Source organism: Ectopseudomonas composti, assembly GCF_001567565.1.
Classification (GTDB): domain Bacteria; phylum Pseudomonadota; class Gammaproteobacteria; order Pseudomonadales; family Pseudomonadaceae; genus Aquipseudomonas; species Aquipseudomonas composti_A.
The window spans coordinates 300,069-315,249 of sequence record NZ_LSSW01000029.1 but is presented as its reverse complement, the minus strand read 5'-3'; the positions used below and the strand labels follow the sequence as shown (position 1 = coordinate 315,249).

The following is a 15,181-nucleotide window of genomic DNA, read 5'->3' as shown; positions in this document are numbered from 1 at the left end:
CAAGACCCCAGACTGCGGGAAAAAAGATCGCGCATTGTCGGAGATTAGCTGCACGGGCTCAAGTTTGGCTCGGCAAAGCGCCCATGGCGCAGGCGCGGACGACTCCCTATAATGCGCGCCCTATGGCTAAGCAAAAGAAACATCCCCAAGGCACCATCGCGCTGAACAAGAAGGCGCAGCATGACTATTTCATCGAACACAAGTTCGAGGCCGGCCTGGTGCTGTCCGGCTGGGAAGTGAAGAGTCTGCGTGCCGGCAAGGCACAGCTGGTCGACAGTTACGTGCTGCTCAAGGACGACGAGGCCTGGCTGATGGGTTGCCACATCACGCCACTGAAAACCGCCAGCACTCACGTCATCGCGGACCCGACCCGCACGCGCAAGCTACTGCTGAACAAGCGCGAGCTGGAAAAGCTGTTCGGCTCCGTGCAGCAGAAGGGCTACACCGCCGTAGCGCTGTCGCTGTACTGGAAGCAGCATCTGATCAAGTGCGAGATTGCCCTGGCCAAGGGCAAGAAGGACTTCGACAAGCGTCACACCGAGAAGGAACGTGACGCCGATCGCGAGGTTCAACGCGCGATGCGCAGCAAGGGCAAGGAAGACTAAACGCCCGCTTCACCGCGCAGGCGATGATGCTCGACATGATCGCCTGCGCTGATGTCTAAAGCCCCTGCCTGCGTTGTGCACGCGCCACCCGCTGGGCTTCCAACTGCACTTCCGAGAGCACTTCCTGCACATAGTCGATGTGCTGGTTGGAGAGGTCGCGCGCATCCTCCGCGCGACCTTCGATGATCGCCTCGTACAGCGCCCGGTGCTGGTTGATCAGCATGTCGCGCGTCTCTTCACGCTGCGCGTACATGCCGCCGATATTGGTCACGACGTTGCGCTTGAGCAGGTCGAACAGGCCACGAATGGTGTGCAACAGGACCGCGTTGTGACTGGCCTCGGCAATTGCCAGGTGAAACCGAGCATCCGCCGCGCCCTCTTCGGCGCGGGTCACCTTGCCGACCCGCGCATAGCAATCCTGCAAGGCCTCGAACGCCTCGGCCAGACGCTGGCGGTCGATATCGGTGGCGCGCTTGGCCGCGTAGTAGGCGCAGGAGCCCTCCAGCGTATGGCGGAACTCCAGCAGGTCTCGCTGGGCATCTTCCTTGTGCTCCAGCAGCTGTAGCAGCGGGTCGCTGAAGGTCGAGCCGAGCGATTCGGCGACGTAGTTACCACCACCCTGACGACTGACCAGCAAGCCCTTGGCTACCAACTTCTGGATCGCCTCGCGCAAGGATGGACGCGAGACGCCAAACTGCTCGGCCAGCGCACGCTCGGCAGGTAAGCGCTCACCGGCGCGCAAGGTGCCTTCGAGAATCATGGTTTCCAGCTGCGCGACGATGTCATCGGAAAGACGCCGCTGCCGAACCAGACCTACTTCCATCGCCCTCATCTCCATTGGTTTGACCAGGCCCAAGGCCTCACAGCGCAAGCCTATAGCGCCCTTCCGTGCCGAACAAGCAAGCACTCTACGACCAAAGTCTTAGCATCTCGATTTGACAGCCCATTGAGCAACTTTTAACCTGAGCCCGCTACTTTGTAAATTGGTATTACCAATTTAACCAACAAGAACAACAATCCATCGAGGTCACGCCATGACAGCCCAACACGCTGCAAGCCTGTTCGATCACGCCTCATCCCTGCCGCGCCAGCCGCGCGCTCGTGTGGAGTAAGTCCCAATGTCCAACGGAATTCTCGCCCTGCTGGCGTTCTCGCCGATTCTGCTTGCTGCCGTTCTACTGATTGGCCTGCGCTGGCCGGCCAAACACGCCATGCCGCTGGTCTACCTGGTTACCGCCGCCGTCGGCCTGTTCGCCTGGGACATGAGCGTCAACCGCGTGCTCGCCTCGACCTTGCAAGGCCTGCTAATCACGCTCGGGCTGTTGTGGATCATCTTCGGCGCCATCTTGCTGCTCAACACCCTCAAGCACTCCGGCGGTATCACCGCGATCCGCGCCGGGTTCGCCACTATCAGCCCCGACCGCCGCATCCAGGCAATCATCATCGCCTGGCTGTTCGGCTGCTTCATCGAGGGCGCCTCGGGCTTCGGCACGCCGGCGGCCATCGCAGCGCCGTTGCTGGTCGCCATCGGCTTCCCGGCCATGGCTGCGGTGCTGATGGGCATGCTGGTACAGAGCACGCCGGTATCCTTCGGCGCGGTCGGCACGCCGATCATCGTCGGCGTCAACACCGGCCTCGACACCGCCACAATCGGCGCTCATCTGGTCGAACAAGGCTCGTCCTGGGCGCAGTTCCTGCAGTTGATCACCAGTGAAGTGGCGATCATCCATGCCATCGTCGGCGTGGTCATGCCGACCATCATGGCGATGATGCTGACCCGTTTCTTCGGTCAGGAGAAAAGCTGGAAAGCCGGCTTGGAAGTGCTGCCGTTCGCGATCTTCGCCGGCCTGGCCTTCGTCGTGCCGTATGCCCTCACCGGTGTGTTCCTGGGCCCGGAATTCCCGTCGCTGCTCGGCGGCCTGATCGGCCTCGCCATCGTCACCAGCGCCGCACGTTTCGGATTTCTGGTACCGAGCAAGACCTGGGACTTCGCCCCGGCGGACAAATGGCCGAGCGAATGGCTGGGCACCGTCGAGATGAAGCTGGACGAACTGACCGCCAAGCCGATGAGCGCACTGCGCGCCTGGCTGCCCTATGTTCTGGTCGGCGCGCTGCTGGTGATCAGCCGCGTATTCCCGAGCGTGGGCAACGCGCTGAAAGCGGTGGTGGTGAACTTCCCCGACCTGCTGGGCGAGGCCGGCGTCAGCGCCAACTTCCAGCCGCTGTATCTGCCAGGCGGCATCCTGGTCGCGGTGGTCCTGGCCACTTTCTTCCTGCATGGCATGAAGGCCCGTGATCTGGGCAAGGCGGTCAAGGAATCTTCCAGCGTGCTGCTCAGCGCCGGCTTCGTGCTGCTGTTCACCGTGCCGATGGTGCGCATCCTGATCAACTCCGGCGTCAACGGTGCCGAGCTGGCCAGCATGCCGATTCTCATGGCCCGCTGGGTGGCCGACAGCGTTGGCGGCATCTACCCGCTGCTGGCACCGAGCATCGGCGCCCTGGGTGCCTTCATCGCTGGTTCCAACACGGTCAGCAACATGATGTTCAGCCAGTTCCAGTTCGGCGTCGCCAGCAGCCTGGGTATTTCCAGCGCGCTGATCGTCGCAGTGCAGGCCGTTGGCGCTGCCGCCGGCAACATGGTGGCGATCCACAACGTCGTCGCGGCTTCGGCCACCGTTGGCCTGCTCGGCCGCGAAGGCAGTACCCTGCGCAAGACCATCTGGCCGACGCTGTACTACGTGCTGTTCACCGGCATCATCGCGCTGGTCGCGATCTACGTGCTGGGCGTCAGCGACCCGCTGGTCGTGCGCTGAACACAACCCGTCGAATGCGCCCCGGCCGAGCCGGGGCTCTTGCCGTCAGGCTACGCTTCCCCTTTTTCAGTAACAGGATGAGCCCATGATCATTTCTGCCTCTACCGACTATCGCGCCGCGGCCCAGCGCAAGCTGCCGCCCTTCCTGTTCCACTATGCCGATGGCGGCGCCTACGCCGAGCACACCCTGCGCCGCAACGTCGCGGACCTGTCGAACATCGAACTGCGCCAGCGCGTGCTGAAGAACATGGCCGAGCTTGACCTGTCCACCGAGCTGTTCGGCGAGAAGATGTCGATGCCGGTCGGCCTGGCCCCGGTCGGCCTGACCGGCATGTTCGCCCGTCGCGGTGAAGTGCAGGCTGCCAAGGCGGCAGCGGCCAAGGGCATACCCTTCACCCTGTCGACGGTCTCGGTGTGCCCGATCGAGGAAGTGGCGCCGGCCATCGACCGGCCGATGTGGTTCCAGCTCTACGTACTGAAAGACCGTGGCTTCATGAAGAACGCCCTGGAGCGCGCCAAGGCGGCCGGCTGCTCGACCCTGGTGTTCACCGTCGACATGCCCGTACCCGGCGCACGCTACCGCGACGCCCATTCCGGCATGAGTGGCCCGAACGCCGCACTGCGCCGCATGCTGCAGGCCATGACTCACCCACAGTGGGCCTGGGACGTCGGCCTGCTGGGCAAGCCGCATGACCTGGGCAATATCTCCGCCTACCGCGGTAACCCGACCGGCCTGGCCGACTACATCGGCTGGTTGGGCGCCAACTTCGACCCGTCGATTTCCTGGAAGGATCTGGAGTGGATCCGCGATTTCTGGGACGGCCCGATGGTGATCAAAGGCATTCTCGACCCGGAAGACGCGCGTGACGCAGTGACCTTCGGCGCCGACGGCATCATCGTCTCCAACCATGGCGGTCGTCAGCTCGACGGTGTGCTGTCCAGCGCCCGCGCGCTGCCGGCCATTGCCGATGCGGTCAAGGGCGAGCTGAAGATTCTCGCCGACTCCGGCATCCGCACCGGCCTAGACGTGGTGCGCATGCTCGCCCTGGGTGCCGACACCGTACTGCTCGGACGCGCCTTCCTCTATGCCCTGGCCGCAGCCGGTGGTGCTGGCGTGAGCAACCTGCTCGACCTGATCGAGAAGGAAATGCGCGTGGCCATGGTCCTGACCGGCGCCAAGTCCATCGCCGAGATCACCCCGGATTTGCTGGTAAAGGAGCGTTGAACCCATGACTGCCGCTGCCTCCATTACCCGCGACGCCCTGCTGGCGCAGATGCGCCAGATCGTCGGCAGCAGCCACGTGCTGACCGACGAACAAGCCACGCGGCGCTTCCGCAAGGGCCACCGCACGGGCGAGGGCAATGTCCTGGCGGTGGTGCGCCCCGCTTCGCTGCTGGAGCAGTGGCGTATCCTGCAGGCGGCAGTAGCGGCCGACCGCATCGTCATCATGCAGGCGGCCAACACCGGCCTGACCGGTGGCTCCACCCCTGACGGCGCCGACTACGACCGCGAGATCGTGCTGATCAGCACCCTGCGTATCACCGGTGTACAGCTGATCAACGATGGCCAGCAGGTGGTGTGCCTGCCCGGCGCCACGCTGGATCGCCTGGAGCAGGCGCTGGCACCGCTGAACCGCGAGCCGCACTCGGTGATCGGCTCATCCTGCATCGGCGCCTCGGTGCTGGGCGGCATCTGCAACAACTCCGGCGGCGCGCTGGTGCGCCGGGGCCCGGCCTACACCGAACTGGCGCTGTATGCGCAGGTGAAGGACGACGGCTCGCTGGAGCTGGTCAACCACCTGGGGATCGAGCTGGGCGACAACCCCGAGGAAATCCTCACCCGCCTGCAGAAAGGCGATTACAGCGCGCAGCAGGTGCACAACGAAGACACCGCCAAGGCCTCCGATGCGCGCTACGGCGAGCACGTGCGCGACGTCGATGCCGACACCCCGGCGCGCTTCAATGCCGACCCGTCGCGCCTGTTCGAGGCCTCCGGTTCGGCCGGCAAGCTGTGCCTGTTCGCCGTGCGCCTGGACACTTTCCCGAAAGAGCCGAGCACGGTGTTCTACATCGGCAGCAACGATCCGCACGACCTGACCGAGGTGCGTCGCCACCTGCTGGCCAGGCTGCCGCGTCTGCCGATTGCCGGGGAGTACATCCACCGCACCGCCTTCGACATCGGCGAGAAATACGGCAAGGACACCTTCCTGGTGATCGACAGGTTCGGCACGTCCAAGGTGCCGGCTGCCTTCGCCATGAAGAGCCGGGTCGACGGTTTCTTCGAGCGTTTCGGCCTGCGCGGCGTGACCGACAAGGTGATCCAGGCGCTGATGAACCTGCTGCCCAGCCACCTGCCGGCGCGCATGCGCGAGTATCGCGACCGTTTCGAGCACCATCTGCTGGTGCGCGTTTCCAACGACACCCTGGAGGAGACTCGCGCCTTCCTCAGCGAGTACTTCGCAAATAGCACCAGCGGCGCCTACTTCGAGTGCGACGCCGAGGAAGGGCGCAAGGCCTTCCTGCACCGCTTCGCCGTGGCCGGCGCCGCGATCCGCTACCGCGAGGCGCACCGCAGCAGCGTCGAGGATATCCTCGCCCTGGACATCGCCCTGCGCCGCAACGACCGCGACTGGGTCGAGACACTGCCGCAGGAGATGGAAGAGCAGATCATCCACAAGCTCTACTACGGGCACTTCTTCTGCCATGTGTTCCATCAGGACTACATCGTCAAGAAGGGTGATGACCCACTCGCCATGGAACACGCCATGTGGAAGCTGTTGGACGAGCGCCGCGCCGAGTACCCGGCCGAACACAACGTCGGCCATCTGTACGTGGCCAAACCGGCGCTGGCCGGCTTCTACCGCGAGCTGGACCCGACCAACACCTTCAACCCCGGCATCGGTCATACCTCGAAGAAGAAACACTGGGGCGGTTGCTGCTAGGACGCTAAAGCTTTACGTAGGAGCGGCTTCAGCCGCAAATTTTGTGTCTACTTCGCGGCTAAAGCGGAATGCCGCCCAGCCGCTCCTACGGACGAGCACGTAGCCCGGATGCAATCCGGGGCCGGCAGAAACCGATGTCCAGCACAAAAACGAAGGCCCGCCAATTGGCGGGCCTTCGTGTCTACACGGCAATCGATCAGGCAAAGACGATCTCGTCGCCCGCCACCTTGGCCTTGACCTGCGCCCCCGGTGCGAAGTCGCCAGCCAGGATGCGCTGCGCCAGCGGGTTCTCGATCCAGCGCTGGATCGCTCGCTTCAGCGGACGCGCGCCGTAGACCGGGTCGTAACCCACGGCGACCAGCTTGTCGAGCGCCTCCGGGGTCAGCTCCAGGCTCAGCTCGCGCTCGGCCAGACGGCCACGCAGGCGCTGCAGCTGAATCTCGGCGATGCCGGCGATCTGCTCGCGGCCCAGCGGTTCGAACACCACCACTTCATCGATGCGGTTGATGAACTCCGGGCGGAAGTGGCTGCTCACCGCATCCATCACCGCCGCGCGCTGCGCTTCCCTGTCCCCGACCAGTTCCTGGATCTGCGCCGAGCCCAGGTTGGAGGTCATCACGATCACGGTGTTCTTGAAGTCCACGGTACGCCCGTGGCTGTCGGTCAGGCGGCCGTCTTCGAGCACCTGCAGGAGCACGTTGAACACGTCCGGGTGCGCCTTCTCGACTTCATCCATCAGCACCACCGAATACGGCTTGCGACGCACCGCCTCGGTCAGATAACCGCCCTCTTCATAGCCGACATAGCCGGGCGGCGCGCCAATCAGACGGGCGACGCTGTGCTTCTCCATGAACTCGGACATGTCGATGCGCACCAGCGCTTCTTCGGTGTCGAAGAGAAACTCGGCCAGCGCCTTGCACAGTTCGGTCTTGCCCACGCCGGTCGGGCCGAGGAAGAGGAACGAGCCGCTCGGTCGGTTCGGATCGGCCAACCCGGCACGGGAACGGCGCACGGCGTTGGCCACGGCGACCACGGCTTCGTCCTGACCGATCACCCGCTGGTGCAGCAGACCTTCCATCTTCAGCAGCTTCTCGCGCTCGCCTTCGAGCATCTTGCTCACCGGGATACCGGTCCACTTGGACACGACCTCGGCGATTTCCTCGTCGGTAACCTTGTTGCGCAGCAGCTGGTTCTCGCTCTTGCCGTGCTGGTCGACCATCTGCAGGCTGCGCTCCAGATCGGGAATCACACCGTACTGCAGCTCGGCCATGCGGTTGAGGTCACCCTTGCGCCGCGCCGCTTCCAGCTCCGTCTTGGCCTGCTCGATGCGTTGCTGGATCTGTGCCGAACCCTGCACCTCGGCCTTTTCCGACTTCCAGATCTCATCCAGGTCGGCGTATTCCTTCTCCAGCTTGGCGATGTCTTCTTCCAGCTTGACCAGGCGCTTGCGGGTCGCCTCGTCATCTTCCTTCTTCAGCGCCTCGCGCTCGATCTTCAGCTGGATCAGGCGACGATCCAGGCGATCGAGCGCCTCCGGTTTGGAGTCGATCTCCATGCGGATGCGGCTGGCGGCTTCGTCGATCAGGTCGATGGCCTTGTCCGGCAGCTGGCGGTCGGTGATGTAGCGATGGCTGAGCTTGGCCGCGGCGATGATCGCGCCGTCGGTGATGGTCACCCCGTGGTGCACCTCGTAGCGCTCCTTCAGGCCACGCAGGATAGCAATGGTGTCTTCCTCGCTCGGCTCGTCCACCAGCACTTTCTGGAAGCGGCGCTCCAGCGCGGCATCCTTCTCGATGAACTGGCGGTACTCGTCCAGGGTGGTGGCACCGACGCAATGCAGCTCACCACGGGCCAGGGCCGGCTTGAGCATGTTGCCGGCATCCATGGCGCCCTCGGCCTTGCCAGCGCCGACCATGGTGTGCAACTCGTCGATGAACAGGATGATGCGGCCTTCCTGCTTGCCCAGTTCGTTGAGCACCGCCTTGAGGCGCTCCTCGAACTCGCCGCGGAACTTGGCGCCAGCGATCAGCGAGCCCATGTCCAGCGACAGCAGGCGCTTGTCCTTCAGACCATCGGGTACTTCACCATTGATGATGCGCTGGGCCAGGCCTTCGGCGATGGCGGTCTTGCCGACGCCAGGCTCGCCGATCAGTACCGGGTTATTCTTGGTGCGGCGCTGCAGCACCTGGATGGTGCGGCGGATTTCGTCGTCACGGCCGATCACCGGGTCGAGCTTGCCCTCCTCGGCGCGCTTGGTCAGGTCGACGGTGTACTTGTCCAGCGCCTGGCGCGATTCCTCGACGTTGGGATCGTTGACGGCCTGGCCGCCGCGCAGGTTGGCGATGGCATTTTCCAGGGCCTTCTTTGATACGCCCTGGCCAAGCAGCAATTTGCCCAGTTTGGTGCCCTCGTCCATGGCGGCGAGCAGCACCAGTTCGCTGGAAATGAACTGATCGCCCTTCTGCTGCGCCAGACGGTCAGCCTGGTTGAGCAGACGCGCCAGATCCTGCGACAGATTGATGTCGCCGGTAGGATTCTGCAGCTTGCCGAGCTGATCCAGCTCACGGGTCAGGCCCTGGCGCAGGCTGTTGATGTCGAAGCCTACCTGCATCAGCAGCGGTTTGATCGAGCCGCCCTGTTGCTCGAGCAGCGCCTGCATCAGGTGCAGCGGCTCGATGGCGGCATGATCCATGCCCACGGCCAGGGATTGGGCGTCGGAGAGTGCAAGTTGCAACTTGCTGGTCAAACGATCGATACGCATAAATGTCCTTCCTCCAGAATGGCGGGCCGGGACAACATCCCCGAAACACAAAACCCGCCGAGATGCAGACTAGATGAGGACGATTACGCCGTATTCAAGATCGGACGATTTGATCCAGGTCAGTAACGCACCCACCTCATCAACCACCCAGCCAACTGACCAGGCGGCTAACGAGAGACTGACGAGCGCTCAGAGGCCAAGGGCTTTCTCGACAGCCTGGATCAGCGCCGGATCGTCCGGGGTGGTGCGCGGCGAGAAGCGCGCCAGCACGCGGCCGTCCTGGCCGACCAGAAACTTCTCGAAGTTCCAGGTGATGTCGCCGGGAAACTCGGCCCCCTCACCCGCCAGCAGCCGATAGAGCGGATGACGCGCGGGGCCATTGACCTCGAGCTTGCTGCCCAACGGAAAGGTCACCCCGTAGTTGAGGCTGCAGAACTCGCGAATTTCCTCCTCGCTACCAGGCTCCTGACCGGCGAACTGGTTGCATGGCACACCGAGTACGGTGAAACCATTGCCCTTGTACTGCTGATAGAGCTTCTCCAGCCCGGCGTACTGTGGGGTCAGGCCGCATTTTGAAGCGACATTGACCACCAGCACCACCTGCCCCTTGTAAGGCGCCAGCGGCAGTTCCTGGCCATCCAGCGCACGTAGATTGAGATCGTGAAAGGCACTCATGACGAACTTCCTCAGCGAATTCAGTGCAGCGAGCGCAAGGCCCGGTCAATCGACAAAGCGGCTACCAGCGAGCCAGCCGCCATGCATGAAAAAGGCGCCCTGAGGCGCCTTTATCGCAAGCTTGAGCTTAGCAGCGGTTGCCCCAATCGGAACGACCGCAAGTCGCCTGATAAAGCGACTCAGTGGTGATGACCACCTTCGCCATGGATGTGACCGTGGGCCACTTCTTCCTCACTGGCATCACGCACGGTGACGACCTTGACCTTGAAGTTCAGGCGCTGACCCGCCAGCGGGTGGTTGCCGTCGACGGTCACGTCATCGCCATCGATGTCGCGGATGGTGACGATCTGCATGCTGCCGTCCGGACCCGAAGCGTGGAACTGCATGCCCACTTCCAGGGTATCGACACCTTCGAACATGGCGCGGCTCAGGGTGGCGACCAGCTCGGCACTGTATTCGCCGTAGGCTTCTTCGGGCTCGACGGAAACTTCGACTTCGTCACCGGCCTGCTTGCCGACCAGGGCCTTCTCCAGGCCGACGATGATGTTGCCTGCACCATGCAGGTACACCAGCGGCGCGCCGCCAGCGGAACTGTCGATCACCTCGCCGGCATCGTTGGTCAGGGTATAGTCGATGGAGACAGCCTTGTTGGCGGCGATCAGCATGGGAAGACCTTTTGCAAAAGAGAAATGAACGGGGAATTCTAACCAAGCCCGCCCCGGATTGCGACCCGAGCCCAGACAAACGGGCCGTGTGGATCGTTGATTTCCGTCAGGACGAGCATGGCGACTGGGTGGCAGTCTTGTCTTGTGGCCATACTCAGCATATACGCCACCGACCGCCCTGGCAGAATCGCCCCTGGGTACTCGATCCCGAACAGCGCCAAGTCAGGCTGGGCAGCCTCTTCCCCTGTGGCTGGTGCGCCATGGAGCGGTCGCACGATGAATTCAAGGAAGCTTAGATGTCCGCACGCAACATTCTGGTGATCAACTGCGGTAGCTCGTCGATCAAGTTCGCCCTGGTCAACGAGGCGCAGGAAACCTTCATTGTCAGCGGCCTGGCCGAGCGCCTTGGCAGCCCTGAGGCCGTGCTGCACTGGCAGCACGGCCAACACAAGCACAGCCAGGCCCTGCCCAGCGCAGACCATGGCCTGGCGCTGTCACATCTGCTGTCCATCGTGCAGCAGACCGCCGCTGGCGTACTGCACGGCATCGGCCACCGCGTGGTGCATGGCGGCGAACACTTCTCCGGCGCCAGCCGCGTGGATGCCGCGAGCCTGCAGGCGATCCGCCAGGTCGCGCCACTGGCACCGCTGCACAACCCGGCCAACCTGCTCGGCATCGAAGCGGCGATGAAGCTGTTCCCGGATCTGGTGCAGGTGGCTGTGTTCGACACGGCCTTCCACCAGAGCCTGCCGGAGCACGCCTACCGCTACGCTGTGCCCCAGGCGCTGTACGCCGAACACGGCGTACGTCGCTACGGCTTCCATGGCACCAGCCATCGTTACGTCAGCCGTAAGGCGGCACAGATGAGCGGCCTGGCATTCGACGCCAGTAGCTGGCTGGTCGCCCACCTGGGCAATGGCAGTTCCACTTGCGCCGTGGAGAACGGCCGCAGCCGCGACACCAGCATGGGCCTGACCCCGCTCGAAGGCTTGGTGATGGGCACCCGCAGCGGCGATGTCGATCCCAACCTGCACAGCCACCTGGCCCGGACCCTGGGCTGGAGCCTGGAGCGGATCGACAGCATGCTCAACAAGGACAGCGGCCTGCTCGGCCTGTCCGGCTTGTCCAACGACATGCGTACACTGGAACAGGCTCGGGAACAGGGTCACGCCGGCGCCACCCTGGCCATCGAGGTGTTCTGCTATCGCCTGGCCAAGTCTCTGGCGGCGATGAGCTGCGCGCTGCGCCGCCTCGACGGTCTGATTTTCACCGGCGGCATCGGCGAGAACTCGGCGCTGATCCGCAGCAAGACTCTGGATCACCTCGGCCTGCTTGGGCTGCAACTGGATGCCCAGGCCAACGCACGCTGCGTGCGCGGCGTTGCCGGTGCCATTCACGCCGACGGCCACACCCGCGTGCTGGTGGTGCCAACCAACGAAGAGCGGCAGATCGCCCTCGATACCCTTGCCCTGCTCGACTGAGGCTTTTTCATGCATACCTTCTTCATCGCCCCCACCGGTTTCGGTGTCGGCCTTACCTCCATCAGCCTCGGCCTGGTCGGTGCGCTTGAGCGCAGCGGCCTCAAGGTCGGTTTCTTCAAGCCCATCGCCCAACCACATGCCGGCGACCTCGGCCCGGAGCGCTCCAGTGAACTGGTCGCCCGTACCCACGGCCTGAACTCGCCCAAGCCGCTACCGCTCAGCCATGTCGAGCGCATGCTCGGTGACGGCCAGCTGGATGAGCTGCTGGAAGAGATCATCAGCCTTTATCAGCAAGCCGCAGTCGGCAAGGACGTGGTCATCGTCGAAGGCATGGTGCCGACACGCCATGCCAGCTACGCCGCACGGGTCAACCTGCATCTGGCCAAGAGCCTGGATGCCGACGTGATTCTGGTCAGCGCACCGGAAGACGAGAACCTCACCGAGCTGTGCGACCGTATCGAGATCCAGGCCCAGCAGTTCGGTGGGCCAAAAGATACCAAGGTGCTCGGCGTGATCCTCAACAAGGTGCGCAGCGAGGATGGCATCGAAGCCTTCACCACGCGCCTGGGTGAGATCTCGCCGCTGCTCAAGAGCGATGATTTCCGCCTGCTCGGTTGCATCCCCTGGCTCGATGAGCTGAACGCCCCGCGCACCAAGGACGTCGCCGAACTGCTCGGGGCACGCATCCTCAACGCTGGCGACTACGAGCAGCGGCGCATGATGAAGATCGTGCTGTGTGCCCGCGCCGTGGCCAACAGCGTGCAGCTGCTCAAGCCTGGCACCCTGGTGGTGACACCGGGTGATCGCGACGACATCATCCTCTCCGCCTGCCTGGCAGCGATGAATGGCGTGCCGCTGGCGGGCCTGCTGCTGTGCAGCGACTTCGCTCCCGACCCACGCATCATGGAGCTGTGCCAGGGCGCCCTGGCCAGCGGCCTGCCGGTGATGACGGTAGCCACCGGCTCCTACGACACCGCCACGCACCTCAACCGCCTGAACAAGGAAATCCCGCTGGATGACCGCGAACGCGCGGAGAAGGTCTCCGACTTCGTGGCTGGGCATATCGACCACGACTGGCTGAGCGCACGCTGCGGCACACCGCGCGAACTGCGCCTGTCGCCGCCAGCCTTCCGCTACCAACTGGTGCAGCGCGCCAAGGCCGCCGGCAAGCGCATCGTCCTGCCCGAAGGGGCCGAGCCGCGCACCGTGCAGGCCGCCGCTATCTGCCAGGCGCGCGGCATCGCTCGCTGCGTGCTGCTGGCCAAGCCGGACGAAGTGCAGGCCGTGGCGCGCGCGCAAGGCATCGAATTACCGGATGGCCTGGAGATCCTCGACCCGGACCTGATTCGCGGACGCTACATCGAGCCGATGGTCGAACTGCGCAAGGGCAAGGGCCTCAATGCGCCGATGGCAGAGGCACAACTGGAAGACACCGTGGTGCTCGGCACCATGATGCTCGCTCTGGACGAGGTGGACGGCCTGGTCTCCGGCGCCATCCACACCACCGCCAACACCATTCGCCCGGCCCTGCAGTTGATCAAGACCGCGCCTGGCTACAACCTGGTGTCCTCGGTGTTCTTCATGCTGCTGCCGGATCAGGTGCTGGTCTACGGCGACTGCGCGGTGAACCCGGACCCGAACGCCGAACAACTGGCGGAAATCGCCCTGCAAAGCGCCAAGTCGGCGCAGGCCTTCGGCATCCCGCCGCGCGTGGCGATGATCAGCTACTCCACCGGTGACTCCGGCAGTGGCGAGGAGGTGGAGAAAGTTCGCACCGCGACCCGCCTGGCCCGTGACAAACGCCCCGACCTGCTGCTCGACGGCCCGTTGCAGTACGACGCCGCCGCCATCGAGAGCGTGGGCCGGCAGAAGGCACCGAACAGCCCGGTGGCAGGCCGGGCCACGGTGTTCGTATTCCCCGACCTGAACACCGGCAACACCACCTACAAAGCCGTACAGCGCAGCGCCGACTGCATCAGCGTCGGACCGATGCTGCAAGGTCTGCGCAAGCCGGTGAACGATCTGTCGCGCGGCGCGCTGGTCGACGACATCGTCTTCACCATCGCGCTGACGGCGATCCAGGCAGCCGATCACGACTGAACAGCCAAGGCAGCCGCGCGCACCTGACTAGGGCGCGCCCGGCCTGGTTTACCGCCCGGGGAGAACCTAAGGGTCACAGCTGGCACTTGCAGGTCAGTGCACAACCGTTAACCTTGGCGCCGAACCAGCTCGCTGCATGGAACGCCGCAGCTCTTTCGACTGATACGGGGCGCAGAGAAAGCCCCTTTCTCAGGCTGCCCGCCGCGCGTGCAGCCTGCCTACGGAGGCGTTCGCCCGATGTTGCACTTTCTTCCCGCGCCGCTGCGCGGCCTGATCGCGAGCCTGTTGCTGGCGCTCAATACCCTGTTCTGGTGCTGGCCGCTGTTCTTCGTCGCCCTGCTCAAACTGCTGCTGCCGTTCGCCCCTATCCAGCGCGCGCTGCGTTTCGTCATGCACGGCATTGCCGAAAGCTGGATAGGCGTCAACAAATTCTGGATGGGCCTGGTCGGCACCATCGAATGGAAGGTCGAGGGCCTGGAGCCTTTCGACACGCAGCACTCCTATCTGGTGACCAGCAACCACCAGAGCTGGGTGGACATTCTGGTGCTGCAGCACCTGCTCAACCGCCGCATGCCGTTGCTGAAGTTCTTCCTCAAGCAGGAGCTGATCTGGGTGCCGGTGATCGGCCTGTGCTGGTGGGCGCTGGAGTTTCCCTTCATGAAGCGCTTCAGCAAGGAGTACCTGGCCAAGTACCCGGAAAAGCGCGGCCAGGACCTGGCCACTACGCGCAAGGCCTGCGCACGCTACAAGACCAACCCGGTGGCGGTATTCAACTTTCTCGAAGGCACCCGCCTGACGCCGGCCAAACATGCGCAACAGAAATCGCCGTTCAAGTACCTGCTCAAGCCCAAGGCTGGCGGCATCGCCTTCGTGCTCGATGCCATGGGTGAGCAGTTGCACGCCATCGTCAACGTCACCATTCACTACCCGCATGGCGTGCCGGGGTTCTGGGACCTGCTCAGCGGTCGTCTGGATGCCGTGCAGGTGCGCTTCAGACAGGTCGACATTCCGCGCGAATTCATCGGCCGCAACTACGACCAGGACGAGGACTATCGCCTGGCCTTCCAGCAGTGGGTCAACCGTTTGTGGGAAGAGAAGGACGCCGAGCTGGCCAGCCTGCACCAGCAAGCCTGAAGCGT

General features: G+C 64.0%; 12 protein-coding genes. 8 read left to right on the top strand and 4 right to left on the bottom strand.

What is annotated here, in order from left to right; genetic code table 11:
* The first annotated feature begins 122 nt into the window (after positions 1 to 122).
* A complete protein-coding gene (gene smpB / locus PCLY_RS17975; RefSeq protein ID WP_037001574.1) occupies positions 123 to 605 on the top strand; it encodes an SsrA-binding protein SmpB in 483 nt (160 codons plus the stop codon).
* 55 nt (positions 606 to 660) lie between these two features.
* Here the strand turns inward: smpB and PCLY_RS17970 are convergent, their stop codons facing one another.
* Complete coding sequence (locus PCLY_RS17970) at positions 661 to 1,428, bottom strand: FCD domain-containing protein (RefSeq protein ID WP_061240981.1); 768 nt, start codon at positions 1,426 to 1,428, stop codon at positions 661 to 663.
* A 295-nt stretch (positions 1,429 to 1,723) separates the two neighbouring features.
* On the opposite strand from PCLY_RS17970, the gene PCLY_RS17965 reads away from it, so the two are divergent.
* The 3 genes from PCLY_RS17965 (at position 1,724) to dld (ending at position 6,360) form a co-directional block, all read left to right on the top strand.
* Positions 1,724 to 3,418 carry an L-lactate permease gene (locus PCLY_RS17965; protein WP_061240980.1) on the top strand — a complete coding sequence of 565 codons (1,695 nt, stop codon included), beginning with the start codon at positions 1,724 to 1,726 and terminating at the stop codon, positions 3,416 to 3,418.
* 85 nt (positions 3,419 to 3,503) lie between these two features.
* Positions 3,504 to 4,643, top strand: coding sequence for an FMN-dependent L-lactate dehydrogenase LldD (lldD, locus tag PCLY_RS17960; protein WP_061240979.1), 1,140 nt, complete (start codon positions 3,504 to 3,506; stop codon positions 4,641 to 4,643).
* Between the two features lie 4 nt (positions 4,644 to 4,647).
* The gene (gene dld / locus PCLY_RS17955) at positions 4,648 to 6,360 is read left to right on the top strand and encodes a D-lactate dehydrogenase (protein WP_061240978.1); all 1,713 of its coding nucleotides are present in this window, start codon (positions 4,648 to 4,650) and stop codon (positions 6,358 to 6,360) included.
* A 196-nt stretch (positions 6,361 to 6,556) separates the two neighbouring features.
* Here the strand turns inward: dld and clpB are convergent, their stop codons facing one another.
* From clpB to PCLY_RS17940, 3 genes are all read right to left on the bottom strand, one after another.
* The gene (clpB, locus tag PCLY_RS17950) at positions 6,557 to 9,121 is read right to left on the bottom strand and encodes an ATP-dependent chaperone ClpB (RefSeq protein ID WP_061240977.1); all 2,565 of its coding nucleotides are present in this window, start codon (positions 9,119 to 9,121) and stop codon (positions 6,557 to 6,559) included.
* Between the two features lie 189 nt (positions 9,122 to 9,310).
* The gene (locus PCLY_RS17945; protein ID WP_061240976.1) at positions 9,311 to 9,796 is read right to left on the bottom strand and encodes a glutathione peroxidase; all 486 of its coding nucleotides are present in this window, start codon (positions 9,794 to 9,796) and stop codon (positions 9,311 to 9,313) included.
* A 179-nt stretch (positions 9,797 to 9,975) separates the two neighbouring features.
* A complete protein-coding gene (locus tag PCLY_RS17940) occupies positions 9,976 to 10,461 on the bottom strand; it encodes an FKBP-type peptidyl-prolyl cis-trans isomerase (RefSeq protein ID WP_061240975.1) in 486 nt (161 codons plus the stop codon).
* 11 nt (positions 10,462 to 10,472) lie between these two features.
* Between PCLY_RS17940 and PCLY_RS24560 the strand changes: the two genes are divergently transcribed.
* The 4 genes from PCLY_RS24560 to PCLY_RS17925 all read left to right on the top strand — a co-directional run bounded on the left by PCLY_RS24560 (position 10,473) and on the right by PCLY_RS17925 (position 15,176).
* Positions 10,473 to 10,757: a DUF3565 domain-containing protein gene (locus tag PCLY_RS24560; protein ID WP_082768101.1), complete on the top strand. Its 285-nt coding sequence runs from the start codon at positions 10,473 to 10,475 to the stop codon at positions 10,755 to 10,757.
* On the top strand, positions 10,758 to 11,942 hold the full coding sequence (locus tag PCLY_RS17935) for an acetate kinase (RefSeq protein ID WP_061240974.1): 1,185 nt from the start codon (positions 10,758 to 10,760) through the stop codon (positions 11,940 to 11,942).
* Between the two features lie 9 nt (positions 11,943 to 11,951).
* Positions 11,952 to 14,042, top strand: a complete 2,091-nt coding sequence (pta, locus tag PCLY_RS17930) for a phosphate acetyltransferase (RefSeq protein WP_061240973.1) — start codon at positions 11,952 to 11,954, stop codon at positions 14,040 to 14,042.
* 237 nt (positions 14,043 to 14,279) lie between these two features.
* On the top strand, positions 14,280 to 15,176 hold the full coding sequence (locus PCLY_RS17925; protein WP_061240972.1) for an acyltransferase: 897 nt from the start codon (positions 14,280 to 14,282) through the stop codon (positions 15,174 to 15,176).
* Positions 15,177 to 15,181: the final 5 nt, after the last annotated feature.

Bases quoted from the DNA above. Each gene is read 5' to 3' on its own strand.
- clpB (WP_061240977.1), bottom strand. From the start codon at position 9,121: ATGCGTATCGATCGTTTGACCAGCAAGTTGCAACTTGCACTCTCCGAC.
- PCLY_RS17965 (WP_061240980.1), top strand. From the start codon at position 1,724: ATGTCCAACGGAATTCTCGCCCTGCTGGCGTTCTCGCCGATTCTGCTT.
- dld (WP_061240978.1), top strand. From the start codon at position 4,648: ATGACTGCCGCTGCCTCCATTACCCGCGACGCCCTGCTGGCGCAGATG.
- lldD (WP_061240979.1), top strand. From the start codon at position 3,504: ATGATCATTTCTGCCTCTACCGACTATCGCGCCGCGGCCCAGCGCAAG.
- pta (WP_061240973.1), top strand. From the start codon at position 11,952: ATGCATACCTTCTTCATCGCCCCCACCGGTTTCGGTGTCGGCCTTACC.
- PCLY_RS17925 (WP_061240972.1), top strand. From the start codon at position 14,280: ATGTTGCACTTTCTTCCCGCGCCGCTGCGCGGCCTGATCGCGAGCCTG.
- PCLY_RS17945 (WP_061240976.1), bottom strand. From the start codon at position 9,796: ATGAGTGCCTTTCACGATCTCAATCTACGTGCGCTGGATGGCCAGGAA.
- smpB (WP_037001574.1), top strand. From the start codon at position 123: ATGGCTAAGCAAAAGAAACATCCCCAAGGCACCATCGCGCTGAACAAG.
- PCLY_RS17940 (WP_061240975.1), bottom strand. From the start codon at position 10,461: ATGCTGATCGCCGCCAACAAGGCTGTCTCCATCGACTATACCCTGACC.
- PCLY_RS17935 (WP_061240974.1), top strand. From the start codon at position 10,758: ATGTCCGCACGCAACATTCTGGTGATCAACTGCGGTAGCTCGTCGATC.
- PCLY_RS17970 (WP_061240981.1), bottom strand. From the start codon at position 1,428: ATGGAAGTAGGTCTGGTTCGGCAGCGGCGTCTTTCCGATGACATCGTC.